The sequence below is a fragment of the Streptomyces sp. NPDC048248 genome (assembly GCF_043201875.1).
Lineage (GTDB): Bacteria > Actinomycetota > Actinomycetes > Streptomycetales > Streptomycetaceae > Streptomyces.
This window is the reverse complement of the sequence record NZ_JBICZL010000005.1, coordinates 236,283-255,209: the sequence shown is the minus strand read 5'-3', so window position 1 is coordinate 255,209 and position 18,927 is coordinate 236,283. Positions and strand designations below refer to the sequence as shown.

Annotated in this window: 16 protein-coding genes and 1 pseudogene; 9 read left to right on the top strand and 8 right to left on the bottom strand. The window is 67.9% G+C overall.

Annotation, left to right across the window (positions count from 1 at the left end; translation table 11 throughout):
- Positions 1–82 precede the first annotated feature (82 nt).
- On the bottom strand, positions 83–1,213 hold the full coding sequence (dnaN, locus tag ACGFZW_RS12525; RefSeq protein ID WP_393893045.1) for a DNA polymerase III subunit beta: 1,131 nt from the start codon (positions 1,211–1,213) through the stop codon (positions 83–85).
- Positions 1,214–2,156: 943 nt separating this feature from the next.
- On the bottom strand, positions 2,157–4,094 hold the full coding sequence (dnaA, locus tag ACGFZW_RS12520) for a chromosomal replication initiator protein DnaA (protein ID WP_393893044.1): 1,938 nt from the start codon (positions 4,092–4,094) through the stop codon (positions 2,157–2,159).
- Positions 4,095–4,470: 376 nt separating this feature from the next.
- Here dnaA and rpmH point away from each other — a divergent pair, with 376 nt between their 5' ends.
- The 9 genes and pseudogenes from rpmH to ACGFZW_RS12475 all read left to right on the top strand — a co-directional run bounded on the left by rpmH (position 4,471) and on the right by ACGFZW_RS12475 (position 11,316).
- Positions 4,471–4,608 carry a 50S ribosomal protein L34 gene (rpmH, locus tag ACGFZW_RS12515; protein ID WP_030354375.1) on the top strand — a complete coding sequence of 46 codons (138 nt, stop codon included), beginning with the start codon at positions 4,471–4,473 and terminating at the stop codon, positions 4,606–4,608.
- 23 nt (positions 4,609–4,631) lie between these two features.
- Positions 4,632–5,000, top strand: a pseudogene (rnpA, locus tag ACGFZW_RS12510) (ribonuclease P protein component); the annotation flags it as partial.
- Positions 5,001–5,062: 62 nt separating this feature from the next.
- The gene (gene yidD, locus ACGFZW_RS12505; RefSeq protein ID WP_393893043.1) at positions 5,063–5,380 is read left to right on the top strand and encodes a membrane protein insertion efficiency factor YidD; all 318 of its coding nucleotides are present in this window, start codon (positions 5,063–5,065) and stop codon (positions 5,378–5,380) included.
- Positions 5,381–5,383: 3 nt separating this feature from the next.
- Entirely contained in the window at positions 5,384–6,532 is a 1,149-nt protein-coding gene (gene yidC, locus ACGFZW_RS12500; RefSeq protein ID WP_393893042.1) for a membrane protein insertase YidC, read from the top strand.
- A gap of 14 nt (positions 6,533–6,546) precedes the next feature.
- Positions 6,547–7,053: a protein jag gene (locus tag ACGFZW_RS12495; protein ID WP_393893041.1), complete on the top strand. Its 507-nt coding sequence runs from the start codon at positions 6,547–6,549 to the stop codon at positions 7,051–7,053.
- A 136-nt stretch (positions 7,054–7,189) separates the two neighbouring features.
- On the top strand, positions 7,190–7,915 hold the full coding sequence (gene rsmG, locus ACGFZW_RS12490; RefSeq protein WP_393893040.1) for a 16S rRNA (guanine(527)-N(7))-methyltransferase RsmG: 726 nt from the start codon (positions 7,190–7,192) through the stop codon (positions 7,913–7,915).
- 307 nt (positions 7,916–8,222) lie between these two features.
- Positions 8,223–9,293: an AAA family ATPase gene (locus tag ACGFZW_RS12485; RefSeq protein ID WP_393893039.1), complete on the top strand. Its 1,071-nt coding sequence runs from the start codon at positions 8,223–8,225 to the stop codon at positions 9,291–9,293.
- On the top strand, positions 9,290–10,390 hold the full coding sequence (locus ACGFZW_RS12480) for a ParB/RepB/Spo0J family partition protein (protein ID WP_393893038.1): 1,101 nt from the start codon (positions 9,290–9,292) through the stop codon (positions 10,388–10,390). Before ACGFZW_RS12485 ends, ACGFZW_RS12480 begins: the two co-directional genes overlap by 4 nt.
- Before the next feature lie 308 nt (positions 10,391–10,698).
- Entirely contained in the window at positions 10,699–11,316 is a 618-nt protein-coding gene (locus ACGFZW_RS12475) for a GNAT family N-acetyltransferase (RefSeq protein WP_393893037.1), read from the top strand.
- 79 nt (positions 11,317–11,395) lie between these two features.
- Here the strand turns inward: ACGFZW_RS12475 and trxA are convergent, their stop codons facing one another.
- The 6 genes from trxA to murJ all read right to left on the bottom strand — a co-directional run bounded on the left by trxA (position 11,396) and on the right by murJ (position 18,901).
- A complete protein-coding gene (gene trxA, locus ACGFZW_RS12470; protein WP_030075727.1) occupies positions 11,396–11,722 on the bottom strand; it encodes a thioredoxin in 327 nt (108 codons plus the stop codon).
- 47 nt (positions 11,723–11,769) lie between these two features.
- On the bottom strand, positions 11,770–12,741 hold the full coding sequence (gene trxB, locus ACGFZW_RS12465) for a thioredoxin-disulfide reductase (protein WP_393893036.1): 972 nt from the start codon (positions 12,739–12,741) through the stop codon (positions 11,770–11,772).
- 117 nt (positions 12,742–12,858) lie between these two features.
- On the bottom strand, positions 12,859–13,308 hold the full coding sequence (locus tag ACGFZW_RS12460) for a hypothetical protein (protein WP_393893035.1): 450 nt from the start codon (positions 13,306–13,308) through the stop codon (positions 12,859–12,861).
- A gap of 473 nt (positions 13,309–13,781) precedes the next feature.
- The gene (gene sigM / locus ACGFZW_RS12455) at positions 13,782–14,516 is read right to left on the bottom strand and encodes an RNA polymerase sigma factor SigM (protein WP_393893034.1); all 735 of its coding nucleotides are present in this window, start codon (positions 14,514–14,516) and stop codon (positions 13,782–13,784) included.
- 357 nt (positions 14,517–14,873) lie between these two features.
- Entirely contained in the window at positions 14,874–16,586 is a 1,713-nt protein-coding gene (locus ACGFZW_RS12450; protein ID WP_393893033.1) for a protein kinase family protein, read from the bottom strand.
- A 107-nt stretch (positions 16,587–16,693) separates the two neighbouring features.
- A complete protein-coding gene (gene murJ, locus ACGFZW_RS12445; RefSeq protein ID WP_393893032.1) occupies positions 16,694–18,901 on the bottom strand; it encodes a murein biosynthesis integral membrane protein MurJ in 2,208 nt (735 codons plus the stop codon).
- Positions 18,902–18,927: the final 26 nt, after the last annotated feature.

Below are 18,927 nucleotides of genomic sequence, written 5' to 3'. Positions count from 1 at the left end.
TGGGCTCAGCCGCTCATCAGAAGCCCGTCAGCCAGTCGCCCCAAGGGCTCCACGGCACCGCCCGGCACCCCCGTCAGCCAGTTCAGCCGGACAGTCGCACCGGCATGATCAGGTACTTGTACGCGTCGTCCGCCTCGGCGTCCTTGGCGGGCCGACCGCTCAGCAGCGCGGGCTTGGTGGACGTCGTGAAGGACAGCTGGGCCACCGGCGAATCGATGGCCGACAGGCCCTCCAGGAGGAAGCCCGGGTTGAACGCGATCGAGATGTCGTCGCCGTCCAGCTCCGCGTCCACCCGCTCCACAGCCTGTGCATCGTCGCTGGAACCGGCCTCCAGGATGAGCACACCCTGCTCGAAGCTCAGCCGCACCGGGGTGTTCCGCTCGGCCACCAGCGCCACACGCTTGACGGCCTCGACGAACGGGGCGGTCTCGATCACGGCGATCGAGTTGAACTCGGTCGGGAAGAGGGTGCGGTACTTCGGCAGGTCGCCTTCCAGCAGACGCGTCGTCGTCCGCCGTCCGGCGCCCTCGAAACCGATCAGGCCCTCACCGGCACCGGAGCCGGACAGCGCCAGCGTCACGGTGTCACCGCTGCTCAGCGACTTCGCGGTGTCCAGCAGCGTCTTGGCGGGCACCAGCGCGACCGCGGAGGCGTCGGCGTTCTCCGGCTTCCACAGGAACTCACGGACGGCGAAGCGGTAGCGGTCGGTGGAGGCGAGGGTGACGGTGTCGCCCTCGATCTCGATCCGCACACCGGTGAGCACCGGCAGCGTGTCGTCACGGCCGGCGGCGATGGCCACCTGGGCGGCAGCGGCGGCGAAGACCTCACCGGGCACGGTGCCGGTGGCGGTGGGCATCGTCGGCAGGGTCGGGTACTCCTCCACCGGCAGGGTGTGGAGGGTGAACCGGGAGGAGCCGCAGACGACGGTCACGCGTACACCGTCGGTGGAAATCTCCACCGGGCGGTTGGGGAGGGCACGGCAGATGTCGGCGAGCAGCCGGCCGGAGACGAGGACGGTGCCGTCCTCATCGACCTCGGCGTCCACCGAGACCCGCGCCGAGACCTCGTAGTCGAAGCCCGACAGGCTCAGGGTGCCTTCCTCCGCCTTCAGCAGCAGGCCCGCGAGGACGGGCACCGGCGGACGGGCCGGGAGGCTCTTGGCCGCCCAGGCCACCGCCTCCGCGAGTACATCGCGCTCCACCCGGATCTTCACCGGAAACCGCCTCCTGCTGTTGCTGGCTCTCGCCCTGCTGGCTTTCGTCGTCGGCTGAGTTGCCGGAGACCAGTCTGACGTACGCCACCGACAGTCGGTGCGGCTCGGGGTCAAGTCGACTCGACCGGTCCGGGACGCTCCCTGGCCAACTTGTGCACAGGCCCCGTTTCGAAGCGAGTTCCCCGGTAGATATCCGTGGTCGTAGTAGTAGGGGCTGTGGAAACCGTGGACAACTGCTTTTGCGCAGGTCAACACGGATTTTTTGTCCACCGGCCCTGTGGGTGGCGGTCGTGGATAAGCGGGCGGTTCTGTGGACCGCCGAAAGTTCTGCACACCCGATGCACAGGCGAGGGGTACTTCTCCCCAGTGCCGTCCCCAGGTTTACCCACGTTCCCCACAGCCCAACCCACCACCTTGGTGTGACCGCTTTCACTCGGCCCGGTGAGAGAGGGTGTTGTGTTGCCGAACAGTGGACAGGGGTGTGGAGAAGCTGGGGACAACACCGCCCCGCCTGTGGGCAGCCGGTGGACAAGCCGAACCTCCCCCTGTGGACGGATCTTTCGTCCACAGCCTGTGGATCAAGGTTGGACACAAATCCACACCCTGCTGACCTCGCCCGATGCCCCGTCAGGACACCCGCCTGTGGATCCCACAGGGATAACTTTCCTCTCCCCAGGATGTGGACGGAAGATTCTCGCCCAATCTGTGGAGGGAGGCCGTGACCCCGCCCGGAATCGAACAGCGGCGGTGCGCCTCCACAGGTTCGGGACGCCGCCGGGAGCGGCCGGAGGCGTTGCAGAGGTGCCGACGACGCTCCCCGGACCGCTCCGTGAACCGTTCGGTACGCCGCCGCACAGGCACGCACGACGAAGGGCGCCCCGGGAACGAGTCCCTGAGCGCCCCTGGGCGCGCCGCTGACGGCCGGCGGTGCCGCCGGCCCGCCTCAGCCGTTCTTGATGCGGTTGGTGAGCTCGGTGACCTGGTTGTAGATGGAGCGCCGCTCCGCCATCAGCGCGCGGATCTTGCGGTCCGCGTGCATCACGGTGGTGTGGTCGCGGCCGCCGAACTGCGCGCCGATCTTCGGCAGCGAGAGATCCGTCAGCTCGCGGCACAGATACATCGCGATCTGCCGGGCCGTCACCAGGACCCGGCTGCGGGAGGAGCCGCACAGGTCGTCGACGGTCAGCCCGAAGTAGTCGGCCGTCGCCGCCATGATCGCGGTCGCGGTGATCTCCGGGGCGGCGTCCTCACCCCCGGGGATCAGGTCCTTCAGCACGATCTCGGTGAGGCCCAGGTCCACCGGCTGCCGGTTGAGCGACGCGAACGCCGTGACCCGGATCAGCGCCCCCTCCAGCTCGCGGATGTTGCGCGAGATCCGCGAGGCGATGAACTCCAGCACCTCGGGGGGCGCGTTCAGCTGCTCCTGCACCGCCTTCTTGCGGAGGATCGCGATCCGGGTCTCCAGCTCGGGCGGCTGGACGTCCGTGATCAGGCCCCACTCGAAGCGGTTGCGCAGCCGGTCCTCCAGGGTGACCAGCTGCTTGGGCGGCCGGTCACTGGAGAGCACGATCTGCTTGTTCGCGTTGTGCAGCGTGTTGAAGGTATGGAAGAACTCCTCCTGCGTCGACTCCTTGCTGGCCAGGAACTGGATGTCGTCGACGAGCAGGATGTCCATGTCGCGGTAGCGCTTGCGGAACGCGTCCGCCTTGCCGTCGCGGATGGAGTTGATGAACTCGTTGGTGAACTCCTCCGAGCTCACGTACCGCACCCGGGTGCCCGGATACAGGCTCCGCGCGTAGTGCCCGATCGCATGCAGCAGGTGCGTCTTTCCCAGACCGGACTCGCCGTAGATGAACAGCGGGTTGTACGCCTTCGCCGGCGCCTCGGCGACGGCCACCGCGGCGGCGTGCGCGAAGCGGTTCGAGGCACCGATGACGAAGGTGTCGAAGAGGTACTTCGGATTCAGCCGGGCGGTCGGCTCGCCGGGACCGGTCGCGGGCGCGGGCTGCGCGGCGAGCGGGCTGGGCGCACCGCTGGGAGCCGGGAGACCGGAGCCAGGGCCGCCGGTGCGCCCGTTGTGGCCCTGGTGCTCGGAGAGGTCGCGGCGCGGCTGGTCATAAGGGGAGCGCGGGCCGTCGGAGTGCTGTGGCGGCCCGGAGCGGTCGGGGCCCTGCGACCGGTAGTCGTTCTGCGACTGATGCTGCTGGTGCTGTATGTGCGAGGGGGGCGGCGAGGCGTAGGGGTCGCGCTCGGGGAATCCGCCCAGCCGCTGCTGCTGCCAGCCGTAGTCGTCGCGAGGGCCGCCACCGCCCATGCCGGAGGAGTGCTGCGGCCAGGAGCCGGGCTCGTGGCGGGGCTGCTGGTGCTGCGGGTAGTCCGGGTAGGCGGGCCGCACGGTGGGCAGATCGTCGCCCTGACGTCCGTATCCCTGGCGGTTGTCATGCCGACTGTCGTGCCGGCCGTCATAGCCGTCGTACGCATCGTGCTGTTGCTGCGACTGATGTTGCTGCTGATGCTGCGGGTGCTGCTGGGATTGGTGCTGCGGCTGCTGGTGCTGCTGGTGCTGCTGCTGAGGCGCGGAAGATCCGGACTGCGCCGGCGACTCCTCGGCGGAGTCGTCCACGGTGATCGCGATCCGGATCGGCCGACCGCACTCATGGCTGAGGGCTTCCCCGATCAGCGGCGCCAGCCTGCCTTCGAGCACGCCCTTGGCGAATTCGTTGGGGACGGCGAGCAGGGCGGTGTCGGCGACCAGCGCCAGCGGCTGGGTGCGCTTGAGCCAGTCCTGGTCCTTCGGCTTGAGGCCGTCGGCCTCCGCTCGCAGGAGGTGGTCGAGGACGCGCGGCCACACTGCGGCAAGATCGGCAGGAACATCAGCCACAGGGCACGCTCTCTCACAGTCCCGCGAATGTGTGATTCTCAGGACGGGCGGGAAGGAATCGGAGTTCGGCCACGGTAGTCAGGCCGGGCCTGGGGATTCAAGTTGTTGTCCACAGGCTGTGCATAGTGTGTCCTGACAAGAACCGGTTGGAGGCTGTCCCGAGCCGGTTTGACCGGATGGCGCAGCCGCGCGTACCGTGCACAGGTCGAGTTGTCGATGGCTGCTGCCGCCTGCCTCCGATGGGCAAAGATCGCGCTCTAGTGATCGTGTAGCGGTGCACTTAGGCGTTGCGAGCTACTCGTGGGCGCACGGTGACAGCCAGTCGACGCCCCACATCTGTCTCTACCGAGACAACAAGCATTCCTGGAGCCCCCGAGTGAGCAAGCGCACCTTCCAGCCGAACAACCGCCGCCGCGCGAAGACCCACGGCTTCCGTCTGCGCATGCGGACCCGCGCCGGTCGCGCCATCCTGGCGACCCGCCGTGGCAAGGGTCGCGCCCGCCTGTCGGCCTGAGCAGCCAGACCTAGGTCCATGACGTGCTGCCTACCGAACATCGGCTGAGGCGGCGCGAGGACTTTGCGACCGCGGTACGCCGGGGACGCAGGGCCGGGCGCCCGCTCCTTGTCGTTCATTTTCGTAGCGGTTCAACGGACCCGCACGCAGCGGGGGAACGTGTTCCCCCGACGCGTGCGGGTTTCGTCGTGAGCAAGGCCGTTGGCATTGCCGTCGTCCGCAACAAGGTCAAGCGCAGGCTGCGTCACCTCATGCGCGACCGGCTGGACCGGCTTCCCGCCGGTAGCCTGGTTGTCGTACGGGCCCTGCCCGGCGCGGGTGAGGCGGACCACGAACAGCTGGCCCGCGACCTGGATGCCGCCCTCCAGCGGCTGCCGGGAGGGGTGCCGAGAGGCTGCAATCCCCCGGGGGACGCCCCCCGGAACCCCGGTCGGGACCCGGGAGGGAGCGCACAGTGAAGTACCCGCTGCTGCTTTTGATCAAGCTGTATCAGTGGACCATCAGCCCCCTGCTGGGCCCGGTCTGCAAGTACTACCCGTCGTGCTCGCACTATGGCTACACCGCCATCGACCGGCACGGCGCGGTGAAAGGGACTGCGCTGACTGCCTGGCGCATCCTGCGGTGCAACCCGTGGTCGCTCGGTGGCGTCGACCACGTCCCTCCCCGGAAGCGTCCGGTTTGGCATCAGCGGCTGAGGAGCCGCCTGGGCGGGCCCACCGTCCCTGAGCCTGTCGCCCAGCCCGAGACTCAGCCCAACGCCCAAGGAGCCTGATTCGTGGACACGATCCTCGGTCCCCTCTATATCGCTGTTTCCTGGATCATCGTCCAGTTCCACTCGTTCTACAGCCTCATCTTTGACAAGGACAGTGGCGCGGCGTGGGGTCTGTCCATCGTCTCGCTGGTGGTACTGATCCGTATCTGCCTGATCCCGCTCTTCGTGAAGCAGATCAAGGCGACGCGGAACATGCAGGCGCTCCAGCCGAAGATGAAGGCGATCCAGGAGCGGTACAAGAGCGATAAGCAGCGCCAGTCCGAAGAGATGATGAAGCTCTACAAGGAGACGGGCACCAACCCGCTCTCGAGCTGTCTTCCGATCTTGGCGCAGTCGCCGTTCTTCATCTCCCTGTACCAGGTCCTGAACCACATCGCCCAGAACAAGACTGTCGGCGTCATCGACCAGCCGTTGCTGGAGAGCGCGCAGAAGGCACACATCTTCGGCGCACCGCTGGCCGCGAAGTTCCTGGACAGCGCGGAGAAGATCCAGAGCCTGGGTGCTTCGCTGGTCGACGTCCGGGTCGTCACGATCATCATGATCGTTCTGATGTCGGCCTCGCAGTTCTACACGCAGCGCCAGCTGATGACGAAGAACGTCGACCTCACGGTGAAGACGCCGTTCATGCAGCAGCAGAAGATGCTGATGTACGTCTTCCCCATCATGTTCGCCGTCTTCGGCATCAACTTCCCCGTCGGTGTTCTCGTCTACTGGCTGACCACCAACGTGTGGACCATGGGCCAGCAGATGTTCGTCATCCGCCGTAACCCCACCCCCGGCAGCAAGGCCTTCACGGAGCGCCAGGATCGCCTGCGTGCCAAGGGCAAGCTGGTCGAGGACCCGGCCGAGGTCGAGGCGAAGAAGGCCGTCGAGGAGGCGCGCCAGAACCGCCAGCAGCCCAAGCGTCAGCCGAAGTCCAAGCGCCAGCACACCGCCGGCGCGGGGGCGTCGAGTGCGGGTGCCCAGGGCCGTACGCGTGCCGGTGCGTCGGGAACGGGTGCGACGAAGAAGCAGTCGCTGGAGAAGAAGGCCCCGCAGGACAGCGAGACGAAGGGCGACACCCCCGAGAAGGGCTCCTCCTCCGGCTCCCGTAACACCAAGTCCGGACAGCGCAAGGGCCAGCAGCGCCCCAAGCACCCGTCCAAGAAGTAAGAAGGAGTCCTTTCGTGACGGACACGACCCCTGCCACCAAGGGCACCGACACCCTGTCTCGCCTGGAGCAGGAAGGCGAGATCGCGGCCGACTACCTCGAGGGTCTGCTGGACATCGCCGATCTCGATGGCGACATCGACATGGATGTCGAGGCCGACCGAGCCGCTGTGTCGATCATCAGCGACTCGACCAGCCGTGACCTGCAGAAGCTGGTGGGCCGGGACGGTGAGGTGCTGGAGGCGCTGCAGGAGCTGACCCGGCTCGCCGTGCACCGCGAGACCGGCGACCGCAGCCGTCTGATGCTGGACATCGGGGGCTTCCGGGCGCGCAAGCGTGAGGAACTGGCGGAGATCGGCGCGAAGGCGGCCGAGGAAGCCAAGGGCACCGGCGAGCCCGTGAAGCTCGACCCGATGACGCCCTTCGAGCGCAAGGTGGTCCACGACGCCGTGGCGGCGGCCGGACTGCGCAGTGAGTCCGAGGGCGAGGAGCCGCAGCGTCGAGTGGTCGTCCTCCCGGCCTGACGTCTCAGCGCTCCAGATTGTCTTTTGGCCCCGTCTGCTCGCAGGCGGGGCCAAATCTTGTCAGCGTTCTGTGTTATCCCGGGGCGTAACCCGGGCTCCCGGCAGCAACAGCAGTCCAGTGGAAGGGGCGGTTCCCGTGACGGAGGCAGCAGCGGAGCTCCCTCCCGCGCCGAAGGCGGCGCAGGAGGTATTCGGAGAGCGCTTTGCGGAGGCCGTGCGGTACGGCGAACTGCTCGCGGACGCGGGGGTGCGGCGGGGGCTCATCGGCCCGCGTGAGGTGCCCCGGCTGTGGGAGCGGCACCTGTTGAACTGCGCGGTCCTCTCCGAGGTGGTGCCCGAGGGCGTCTCGGTCTGTGATGTGGGCTCGGGAGCCGGGCTGCCCGGCATTCCGCTGGCTCTCGTGCGGCCGGACCTGAAGATCATGCTCTTGGAGCCGTTGCTGCGGCGGACCAACTTCCTGCAGGAGGTTGTCGAGCTGCTCGGGCTGGACCACGTGACGGTGGTCCGAGGGCGGGCCGAAGAGGTCATGGGCAAGCTTCCTCAGGTGCATGTGGTGACCGCGCGGGCCGTCGCTCCACTCGATCGTCTCGCCGGCTGGGGTGTTCCCCTGCTGCGTCCGTACGGCGAGATGCTGGCGCTCAAGGGCGATGCCGCCGAGGAAGAGCTCAAGGGGGCGCGAGCGGCCCTCAGCAAGCTGGGTGTGGTGGAGACCTCGGTGGTGCACGTCGGTGAGGGCATCGTGGACCCGCCGTCGACGGTCGTGCGCGTCGAGGTGGGGGAGAGCCCGGGCGGAGTGCGCTTTGCCGCCAAGCGGGCGAAGGCCGCGCGAGTAAGCCGTGCGTCGCGGGGGCGCCGCCGCTGAGGCTCGAATGCCGGAGATGTGCTGGCCGGCGGCGCTGTGATGGGTGTGGCGTCCGCCGATCGGCTGCGAATGGTGAATTATCCAAATGCCATCAAAACGGCATAGGACGGAGTGTCGCGGCTGAATCGGGCGCGACGCTGGCATCGTGTTTCACGTGAAACGTCGTTCTCTGCTGCAAGGGATTATCAGTCGTGGTCGGGCGGCTGCCGCGCCGCGTGACCGTAAGCCCACGAGGGTCAGGGAAGTATCCACAGAGGTGGATTCATCCACAGGAGAACGGACCTCACTGGTTCACGACACCGAAAGCATGGCAGGCTCTGCACATTGCGAGCCTGATGTCGAGGAGAGTGAATCCGTGCGGTCCGACGCCAACATCGCGGGACCGATGACCGATCCGGTCCCCGGTCCCCGTAGCGAGTCGTTCGGGGACGACGTTTCACGTGAAACGCCGCCCCCGATGGACGACACCCCGATCGGTCGTGCCGCGCAGCTGGCGGTGGAGGCACTCGGCCGGGCGGGCGAGGGGCTGCCACGACCCGAGCAGACCCGGGTCATGGTGGTGGCCAATCAGAAGGGCGGGGTCGGGAAGACCACGACCACCGTGAACCTGGCGGCCTCTCTCGCCCTGCACGGGGCACGGGTTCTGGTGATCGACCTCGACCCCCAAGGCAATGCGTCGACGGCGTTGGGAATCGACCACCACGCCGAGGTGCCGTCCATCTATGACGTCCTGGTGGAGAGCAAGCCGCTCTCGGACGTGGTGCAGCCGGTGGTTGATGTGGAGGGGCTGTTCTGTGCGCCCGCCACGATCGACCTGGCCGGTGCCGAGATCGAGCTGGTCTCGCTGGTGGCACGCGAGAGCCGGCTGGATCGCGCAATCAAGGCGTATGAACAGCCGCTGGACTACATCCTCATCGACTGCCCGCCCTCGCTGGGCCTGCTGACCGTGAATGCGTTGGTCGCGGGCGCCGAGGTGCTCATCCCGATTCAGTGCGAGTACTACGCGCTGGAGGGGCTGGGACAGCTACTGCGCAACGTGGACCTCGTGCGGGGCCATCTCAACCCCAAGCTTCACGTCTCGACCATCCTGCTCACCATGTATGACGGGCGCACCCGGCTGGCCTCCCAGGTCGCCGACGAAGTGCGCAGCCACTTCGGTAACGAGGTGCTCCGTACGAGCATCCCCCGCTCGGTGCGCATCTCGGAGGCGCCGAGCTACGGGCAGACGGTTCTCACCTACGACCCGGGATCCAGCGGATCGCTCTCGTATCTCGAAGCGGCCCGAGAGATCGCGATGCGCGGGGCTCCCCAGACCGGGGGCCAAGGCCTCAGCGTCAACTACGAAGCACAGCACAGCATGTCGGAGGGGACTCAGTGAGTGAACGACGTAGAGGACTGGGCCGCGGGCTCGGTGCGCTGATCCCCGCGGCACCGCAGAGCACGGACCAGGCCGGGCCTGTGGTCGGCCGGGGAGCCACGTCGCCGACGGCCGTACCGGTCTTGTCGCCGGAGCGGGGCGTCGCAGCGGCGAAGGTCGCCGGGCTTCCGGCGCACGGTGTTTCCCGTGAAACGGAGGAGCCGCCGGAGCCGGAGACGACCAGCGAGACGGCGACGGAGGTAGCCGGCGCGCATTTCGCCGAGGTGCCCCTCGACGCGATCACGCCGAACCCACGACAGCCGCGTGAGGTCTTCGACGAAGACGCTCTCGCGGAACTGGTCACCTCCATCCAGGAGGTGGGCCTGCTCCAGCCGGTGGTGGTACGTCAGACCGCACCGGAGCGCTATGAGCTCATCATGGGCGAGCGTCGCTGGCGGGCATGCCGTGAGGCCGGTCTGGAGAAGATCCCCGCCATCGTCCGTGCCACGGACGACGAAAAGCTGCTGCTCGATGCGCTCCTGGAGAACCTCCACCGGGCGCAGCTCAACCCCTTGGAAGAGGCAGCCGCCTACGACCAGCTGTTGAGGGACTTCAAGTGCACGCATGACGAGTTGGCTGACCGCATCGGGCGGTCTCGCCCGCAGGTCTCCAACACCTTGCGTCTGCTGAAACTCTCTCCGTCCGTTCAGTCGCGGCTCGCTGCGGGTGTGCTCTCCGCGGGGCACGCGCGTGCGCTGTTGTCGGTGGACGACCCCGAGGAGCAGGATCACCTCGCACGCCGCATTGTGGCGGAGGGGCTGTCGGTGCGTTCGGTCGAGGAGATCGTGACGCTGATGGGGTCGAGTCCCAAGAGCGCGAGCAAGACGAAGGGGCCCCGCGCGGGCAACCGGGTGTCACCCGCTCTCACCGGTTTGGCCTCCCGCCTCTCGGATCGTTTCGAGACCCGGGTGAAGGTGGACCTGGGCCAGAAGAAGGGAAAGATCGTCGTCGAGTTCGCCTCGATAGACGATCTTGAGCGCATCCTCGGCACCCTCGCTCCCGGCGAGGGACGTGTGCTGGGGAAGTCGCTGGCCGAGGAGAGCGACGAAGAGGCGTGAGCCGACCGCCTGCACCGTGAGGGCGGGCCGTGATCCGGAGTCCATACCGGAACACGGCCCGCCCTTTGCTCTCTGACGGTACCGGTGCCCGTAAAGGGTGGATACGATGCGATCGGGTAGGGCGCCCATCCACGGAGAAATACCTCAGATCGAGGAGAGGCCATGCGATCGGTGAGCCGCACCGGACTGTTGGCCGTAGGTTTCGGCCTAGCAGCGGTGGGAGGCTTCGTCGGCGGACTGCTCAGAGAGCAGGGGTCGCTGACGACACTTCGAGGTGCGGCGGGCGAGGGAAGTGAGGACCTGGCTTCATGGGCCGTCGACTCGTACCGCTCACGCTGGACAACCTTCCGGATCTCCCAAAGCGCTGCCGCTCCTGCGTCTTTTGGGAACTCGACCCCGTCAGCGGCGAAGCCGCAGTAAAGGCGGGCAGACCCGAGCTGGAAAAGGAAGCTTGGATCTCGGCGGTGCTACTGGAGTGGGGATCCTGCGGACGCGTCGTCTACGTCGACGATGCGCCGGCGGGCTTCGTGATGTACGCGCCTCCGGCCTATGTTCCGGGGTCCACGGCCTTCCCCACCAGCCCGGTGTCTCCGGACGCGGTGCAACTGCTCACCGCGTTGCTGCTACCCGAATACCAGGGCCAGGGTCTCGGCCGGGTCATGGTGCAGACAGTGGCCAAGGACCTCATTCAGCGGGGCTTCAAGGCCATCGAGGCTTTCGGGGACGCACGGTGGACCGAGCCGGCTTGCGTACTGCCCGCCGATCATCTGCTGGCGGTCGGCTTCAAGACCGTACGGCCCCATCCACGCTTCCCACGGCTCCGGCTGGAGCTGCGAGCCACCATCTCGTGGAAGGAAGACGTCGAGCTGGCACTCGACCGGTTGCTGGGGGCCGTCCAGAAGGAACCCGCTCTCCGGCCGCTGTAGAGCGTGGTGCCACGGATCGAAGAACGGGCCCGCCCTCTGATGAGGGCGGGCCCGTTTCCCGTGAAACGTGACGCGTGACTCAGGCGAGGTAGTCCGACAGGTCCCGCTCGATCGCGGCCTTCGGCTTGGCACCCACGATGGTCTTCACGACCTCGCCGCCCTGGTAGACGTTCATGGTCGGAATCGACATGACGCCGTACTTGGCGGTGGTCGCCGGGTTCTCGTCGGTGTTCAGCTTCGCGATGACGATCTCGTCGTGCTCGGCGGCAATGGCCTCCAAGGACGGGGCGACCTGGCGGCACGGACCGCACCAGGTGGCCCAGAAGTCGACGAGTACGGGCTTGTCGCTCTTGAGGACGACCTCTTCGAAGTTGTCGTCCGTCACGGTCACCGTGGCGCCGGCCATGGCAATCTCCTTACTGGTGGTGGTGGAAAGGCTGGGGAGGTCCGGGATCAGACGGTGGGAGTCTTCTCCGGCTCGGCGGACTCGCTGTCCGTCAGCGCGGCGAGGAACCGCTCGGCGTCGAGGGCGGCGGAGCAGCCGGTGCCGGCCGCGGTGATCGCCTGGCGGTAGGTGTGGTCGACGACGTCACCCGCCGCGAAGACGCCCTCCAGGTTGGTGCGGGTGCTGGGCGCCTCGACCATGAGGTAGCCGTCGTCGTCCAGGTTCAGCTGGCCCTTGAACAGCTCGGTGCGCGGGTCGTGGCCGATCGCGATGAACAGGCCGGTCACCGGGAGCTCGGCGGTCTCGCCGGTCTTGAGGTTGCGAAGCGTCAGGCCGGAGAGCTTGTTCTCGCCCTGGATCGCCGCGACCTCGCTGTCCCACACGAACTTGATCTTCGGGTCGGCGAAGGCACGCTCCTGCATCGCCTTGCTCGCGCGCAGGGTGTCACGGCGGTGGACGATCGTGACGGACTTGGCGAAGCGGGAGAGGAAGGTCGCTTCCTCCATCGCGGTGTCGCCACCACCGATGACGGCGATGTCCTGGTCCTTGAAGAAGAACCCGTCGCACGTGGCGCACCAGGACACACCGCGGCCGGACAGCTCGTCCTCGCGGGGCAGACCGAGCTTGCGGTGCTGCGAGCCGGTGGTGACGATGACGGTCCTGGCGCGGTGAACCGTTCCCGCGGTGTCCGTGACGGTCTTGATCTCTTCGGAGAGGTCGACCGAGACGATGTCGTCCGGAACAAGCTCGGCGCCGAAGCGCTCGGCCTGGGCGCGCATGTTGTCCATCAGGTCGGGACCCATGATGCCCTCGCGGAAACCGGGGAAGTTCTCCACGTCGGTGGTGTTCATCAGCGCGCCTCCGGCGGTGACAGCACCTTCGAAGACCAGCGGCTTCAGGGACGCGCGGGCGGTGTAGAGCGCTGCCGTATAGCCCGCGGGCCCGGAGCCGATGATGATCACGTTGCGGACGTCGCTCACGGGTGTCTTCCTTGTCTCTGCCGACTGCTGGATGGGGGCTGTCTCGGAACTCTCACCCCACCCAACGGATCCTACGGGTCGAGCATTCCCGCAGTCCCACAGTGCACTGCCCGCCGCTCAGTCTCGCTGGTAGGAGTGGCTCAGCAAGACCTTGCCGGGAGCCGGGGGCGTGGCGGAGATGCAGGAGGAAGAGACGATATACGCGGAGACCCGGGACGGGTCGGACGGGTGCGGCAGGACGACGAGGAAGGCGTCCTTGCCCTCATACCGGCTCTGTGTGGACGCGAGCGGAGTTTCCGTACGCCCGATGCCCTGGCGCACGCACGACGGGATGGTGTCGGCGCCTCCGCGCAGCGGGGTCTCGGGGGAGCTCCGGGTGCCCATCTCCGGGGACTTGTGCGCGCCCTTGGACTTCAGCAGGTCATGAACATGCGAGCCGAGGGTCGCCGAAGTCAGGGCGCTCGTACCGCCCCCGCTCTGTTCTGTGGCCGCGGAGGGGTGGTCCTGACCGTTCCCTGCGCCGTTGGTGGCGGCGTTCTGGATGAGGAGGCCCCCGAGACCGAACACGGCTGCGGCTGCCGCCGTGCCGAGCAGAAGGCGAGGCCAGCGGCGTGTGCGCGGCGACCGACCATCCGTTGTCTGACGGCCCGGACCCGAGGCACCACGAGGCCGGCCTGCCGGCCGACTGGAGGTCGAGCCGCGGGCAGGCCCGCTCTCTCCTGTTTCACGTGAAACAGGAGAAGGCTCCACGGTCGTTTCACGTGAAACGAGCGTCCCCGTGGCGGGAGCCGTGGCATCCAGCAGGGCTTCGGCCGCGAGTGCGGCATCGATGCGTCCTGCGACATCCGCCGGCATTCGGCTCGGGCCGGGCAGTGTCCCGAGAAGTCCGCGGATCTCCTCCAGGGATTCGTAGACGTCCTCGCACAGCGTGCACGAGGCGAGGTGGTCACGCAGATCTGCCGTACGAGACGGCGAGAGCAGTCCGTCCGTGAGATCGGAGATCTCGGAGACCTCCGGGTGCTGACCCGTGCCGGTCGTCGTCACGCTCGCCCACCTCCGCCCTTCACGGCACCTGTGTCGTTCGGCCCTGCCGTCGGTGGGACGGATGTCCCCTGCGCCCGGTTCCTTTCCCGGCCCGCAGGTCCGTTATCCCCGCCGTCAGCGCGCAGATGGGTGACCAAGGGGAGGAGACGGGCGCGGCCACGCGCACAGCGGCTCTTCACCGTGCCGGTGGGGACATCGAGGATGGCGGCTGCCTCGGCGACCGGGTAGCCCTGCATGTCGACCAGCACGAGAGCCGCACGCTGTTCCTCAGGGAGGGTGCGCAACGCGCTGAGAAGTTCGCGGTGCAGATCTTTGCGCTCGGCAGGGACGGCCGCGGATTCGTGGGGCTCCAGGAGCTGCTCCAGGCGCTCGGTCTCCGCGACCGGTGACGTACGCCGGGAGGCGACCTTGCGGGCCCGGTCCAGGCAGGCATTGACGGTGATGCGGTGGAGCCAGGTCGTCACGGCTGACTGTCCACGGAAGGTGTGGGCGGCGCGATAGGCGGAAACCAGTGCGTCCTGAACGGCATCGGCGGCTTCTTCGCGGTCCCCGAGGGTGCGCAGCGCCACTGCCCAGAGCCGGTCGCGGTGCCGGCGGACGATCTCCCCGAAGGCGTCCGGGTCACCCGCTACATGGCGCGCGAGGAGGTCGCTGTCGCTCGGCGGAGTGGACGCCTCGTTGCTCTCTGTGGACACAAGCCCCCCGCTACAGGTACTCACCCTCGCAGCCATTGAAGCTGGTGATGCCCGGAAAGTAAATGAGCAGGCCAAAAATGACGTGAAGACACCAATTCGTCAGGTAATCCCTGGTGGCCTGTTCGCGGCGAAATCCCCTCTTGTGGCCGCACAGGAAATTCTGATTCCCCAACCCAAGCTCTCACCCGATCGCCGCGACGTGCGGCACCTGAAAACAGCGTCCTGGGTTCTTGCCAGGGCCGTTTGCAGACGTGGAGCGAGGAGCGTCCCACGGGCCCTTCGAGGGACCAGGACGATGCGATTGTGCCAGCTCAAAGGCGTCCTTGGATCGATCGGGCCGTCCAAGACAATGCGCCCTCCAGCAGGTGCTGGAGGGCGCATGAGGGCAATATGTCAGCTGCCTGTGACCTTGATTTCCGAAATGCCGCCCCGGAACCAATCCGGGGTGCCGTCGCTCGGCAGTTCCGTGATGTGAATCAGCACATAACGCGTTCGTACAGGCTTGTCGAGGCTCGCGGTCAGCTCTCCGTCGACCTTATTTGCCTTGGTGAGTCGCTGGGAAAAGGCGTCCAGCGACGTCGGGGCGGACGCGGACGGATCAGCGGCGAGGACCTCCGCGGTCTGACCCGGGCGGTACATGCTGACCTTCACGCCGGAAACCTTCTTCTCGCTCCCGAGGTCCACGATGATGCCGCTTCCGTCTGCGCGGCTCGGGAGATTACCGAAGTTCGCCATTCCCTTGAAGCGGCCGGTCACCCAGGCGGTTCCCGCGTCCCCGTCCACTGCGTTGGGCGCTTGCGCGTCGGCGAAAGGCGTGCTCAGCGGCGAGAACTCCGTGGCCTTCTCGATCTGCAGGGGCTTGGCGGCGGGCTTCTCCCCGCCGCCTGGCTGGGAACTGCCCGGCGAGTCGGACTGCTTCTCGCCCTTCAAGAGGGTGTCCGCCAGCTGCCAGCTGCCCAGCCCCAGTGCCGCGATGAGCAGCGCGGAAACAGACCACTTCAGCGCCTTGCCGGTACGGCTGTGCAGCGGGGGCGGCGGGGCGGGCACGGGCTGCACCGGACGACCGGGCCGGCCGTTGCGGCTCGGGGGCTGTCCGTAGGAACCTTGCTGAAATCCGGTGCGCTGATACGGCGGCGGGGTGGTGAAGGACGTCTCGGGGGGGCGGATGCGCGGCATGGCCGCGACCGCCTTGGCCAGCTCTTCCGGAGTGGTGCACGGCTGTTCCTGACGGGAAGCCGTGGCTCCGTCGTTGACCAACGCTCGCATGGCGAGCTCGGACAACCCGCGGTGGACGCCGGCCCGAACCTGATCGGGCGCGATCAAGCCGACGCCCTTCGGCAGACCGGTGAGCCCATAGGCGTCGTTCTCGTAGGGCCAGCGCTGCGTCAGCGCGGCGTACAGCAGCGCTCCGATCGCCTCGGTGTCCGTGCGCTGGGGGTGCTCGCAGCTGATGCCGCGCAGCGCCGCCATGACGGCGAGGCCACGGATGCGGTACTGCCCGGATTCCGTCCGCAGAACCGAGCCGGGGGTGATCCGCAAATGGGCCAGGCCCTCGCGGTGCGCAGCTGCCATGGCCTGGGACACCTGGCTGACCAGCTGGTAGGCGTCGTGTGGTTCGAGTGGACCGCCGGCGAACACGGTGGAGAGCTCGGTGGCGTCCGGCAGCCATTCGTGGACGACGTAGACGAGGTCGTTCTCCTCCACGGCGTCGAGGACCTGAACGAACCGGGGGTCGCCCAGGAGCGCGGAGGAGCGCGCCGCGGACAGCACGGGACGGGCCCGCGGATGGTCGGCGGGCAGGATGTGGACACCCACCGCCCGGCGCAGCTTTTCATCGACCGCACGCCAACTGCTGAAGCCGTCCAGACGGGTGACGCACTCTTCGAGGCGGTAGCGTCTGGCGAGCTTGTGGCCACTGTGCAGTTCCGGTGGCTGGGCATCGGGCCCCGCGGCCGGCTTCTCACCGTTGCCCGCGGCGTCCGCTTCCCCGCCGGATACCTTCTCGGCCTCCGCACCGTCGTCCGTGGCCTTACCCGCCTGGGCGGTCAGCGGTTCCTCACCGCTCGTGTCGGCCACGTCGACGGCAGCCGTGCTCCGTTCCGCCACCGTCGTTCCTGCCTCCCCATCCGTTGCAGGCTCAATGAGCCAAGACAATTGTGCCCACAGTCCGCCACTATGCACGACACACGATGGCGGCCGATGGTTGTGCCCGGTCAGCGCCCCAGCTTGGCGCGAACCATGCCCACCAGGGCATTCAGCTCTTCGATCCGCATCTTTCGCGCGGCGACGAAGAAGACGCCCAGAAGTGCGGCGCCACCCCCCACGAGGGCTGAGAGCGAGCCGAGAACCCCGGTGCCGAGCGCTTGCATGATGCCGTAGACGGCCGCCCCGGAGATGATGGTGGCCGGAATGCTGGCACCGGCCAGCCGCGCGTAGGTGCGGACGATGTGCGCGGTGTCGAGGTCACCGTTCATCCGCTTGCTCAGGCGGCGCCAGGCCACTCCGACGCCGATGATGTAAGCGAGGCCGTAGGAGGCCGCCATGCCGACCACGGCCCAGCGTGCGGGCAGGACCAGGAAGCAGAGGGCGGACGCCGCAGCGTTGACGGCGGCGACGATCACCGTGTTGTAGAAGGGGGTACGGGTGTCCTCGTACGCGTAGAACGCGCGCAGGATGACGTACTGCACCGAGAACGGAATCAGTCCGATACCGAACGCCATCAGCATGTAGCCCATCGGGACACCGGCGCCGGACGAACCGTAGACCAGGGTGCACAGCGGAATACCGAGTGAGAGGAACCCGAAGGAGATCGGGACGATGGCGACCGCCGAGGTGCGCAGGCCCTGGGACATGTCGTCCCGGACCGCGCCGGTGTCACCGTCGTGGGCCGACCTGGCCAGCCGGGGCAGCAGCGCCGCCATCACGGAGACGGTGATGATCGCCTGCGGCATGTTCCAGATCAGCTGCGCGCTGGCGTAGGAGATGAAGCCGGTGCCCGGGTGGCCCTGCTGGTCGGCGGTGTTTCCCGCCCACGTGGACAGCTGGGTGACGACCAGGACGCCAGCCTGGTTGGCGAGGACGAAGAGCACCGTCCACTTGGCGAGCTTGGCGGCCTTGCCCAGGCCGTGGCCTCGCCAGTCGAAGCGCAGCCGCAGCTTGAAGTCCGCGTCCCGCAGGTACGGGATCATCGCCAGGGCCTGGACGACGAGACCGAGGAGGGTGCCGATGCCCAGCAGGCGGATGCCCTCGGAGGGGATGGTGGTGACACCGATGTGCGAGGTCTCGGCCGAGCCGTAGACGCCGATGAACAGGCCGAAGGTGGCGATCATGACGATGTTGTTGAGGACCGGAGTCCACATCATCGCGCCGAAGCGGCCGCGGGCGTTGAGGATCTGGCCCATCACGACATGCAGGCCCATGAAGAAGATCGTCGGCACGCAGTAGCGGGTGAACGCGACGGCGACTTCGTTGGCCGCCGGGTCCCGCGAGATGTCGAACGAGACCAGCTTCACCAGGAGTGGTGCGGCGAACACCGCGAGGACCGTCAGCGCACCGAGGATCACGACGACCAGCGTGAGCAGCCGGTTGGCGTAGGCCTCGCCGCCGTCCTCGTCCTCCTTCATCGCCCGCACCAGTTGCGGGACGAAGACGGAGTTCAGGCCGCCGCCGATGGTCAGGATGAAGATCATCGTGGGCAGTTGGTAGGCGACCTGCCAGGAGTCACCGAGAACCGCGCCGCCGAGCGCCGCGACGATGAGCGCCGAGCGGATAAAGCCCGTGAGCCGGGAGACCATCGTGCCCGCGGCCATCAGTGCGCTGGACTTCAGGAGGCTGGAGGCGCGGCCGCCCGAAGACTTGCCGCCCGCCGCCGCCACGGGAGCGGCTTCCGGTGCGGGCGCTCCTGGCTGCGGCCCCGTCTCGGGTCCCTGGTCCGCGCCGGCTACGGGCGGGCCCACGGGACGCTGGGCATCGTAAGGCTGCTGCTGGTCCCGGAAGAGGTGCGCGAAGGCGTCGGGCTCAGGGCGTTCGTCCGCGGCCTGGGTGATCAGGTCGTCGACGCCCACGAACTGCGTCGTTGCCGCGTCGTCGCCATAAGGAAGATTGCGGGTCGGGCCCTGCGGCTCGGGAGGCGGTGGCGAGGCCCACAACTGGGGGTCGGGTGTATGCCTCGCCGCCGGCGGCTGCTGATACAGCGGATGCGGGGTCTGGCCGGGGGGCGGAGGCGGGTGCGCGGCGCGGTCGTAGAGCGCCTCGGCGACCGGATCCTGCGCCGTCGGGTCCTGGGCGTGGTGTGGATCGTTGCGATAGGCGTCCTGGACATAGGGGTCCTGGGCCGCGGGGACCTGGGGCGTCGCAGGGACCGGCCCCGGGGGGTCGCCGTGGGCGCCCCGGCTGCGGTCACCGTCGTACGGCGCATTCATCGCTGCCCCACCTCATCCGTCGCCGG

Coding starts and splice junctions, on each gene's coding strand:
- ACGFZW_RS12475 (WP_393893037.1), top strand. CDS start 10,699: ATGGGCCGTCGACTCGTACCGCTCACGCTGGACAACCTTCCGGATCTC.
- murJ (WP_393893032.1), bottom strand. CDS start 18,901: ATGAATGCGCCGTACGACGGTGACCGCAGCCGGGGCGCCCACGGCGAC.
- trxA (WP_030075727.1), bottom strand. CDS start 11,722: ATGGCCGGCGCCACGGTGACCGTGACGGACGACAACTTCGAAGAGGTC.
- sigM (WP_393893034.1), bottom strand. CDS start 14,516: ATGGCTGCGAGGGTGAGTACCTGTAGCGGGGGGCTTGTGTCCACAGAG.
- ACGFZW_RS12485 (WP_393893039.1), top strand. CDS start 8,223: ATGGCAGGCTCTGCACATTGCGAGCCTGATGTCGAGGAGAGTGAATCC.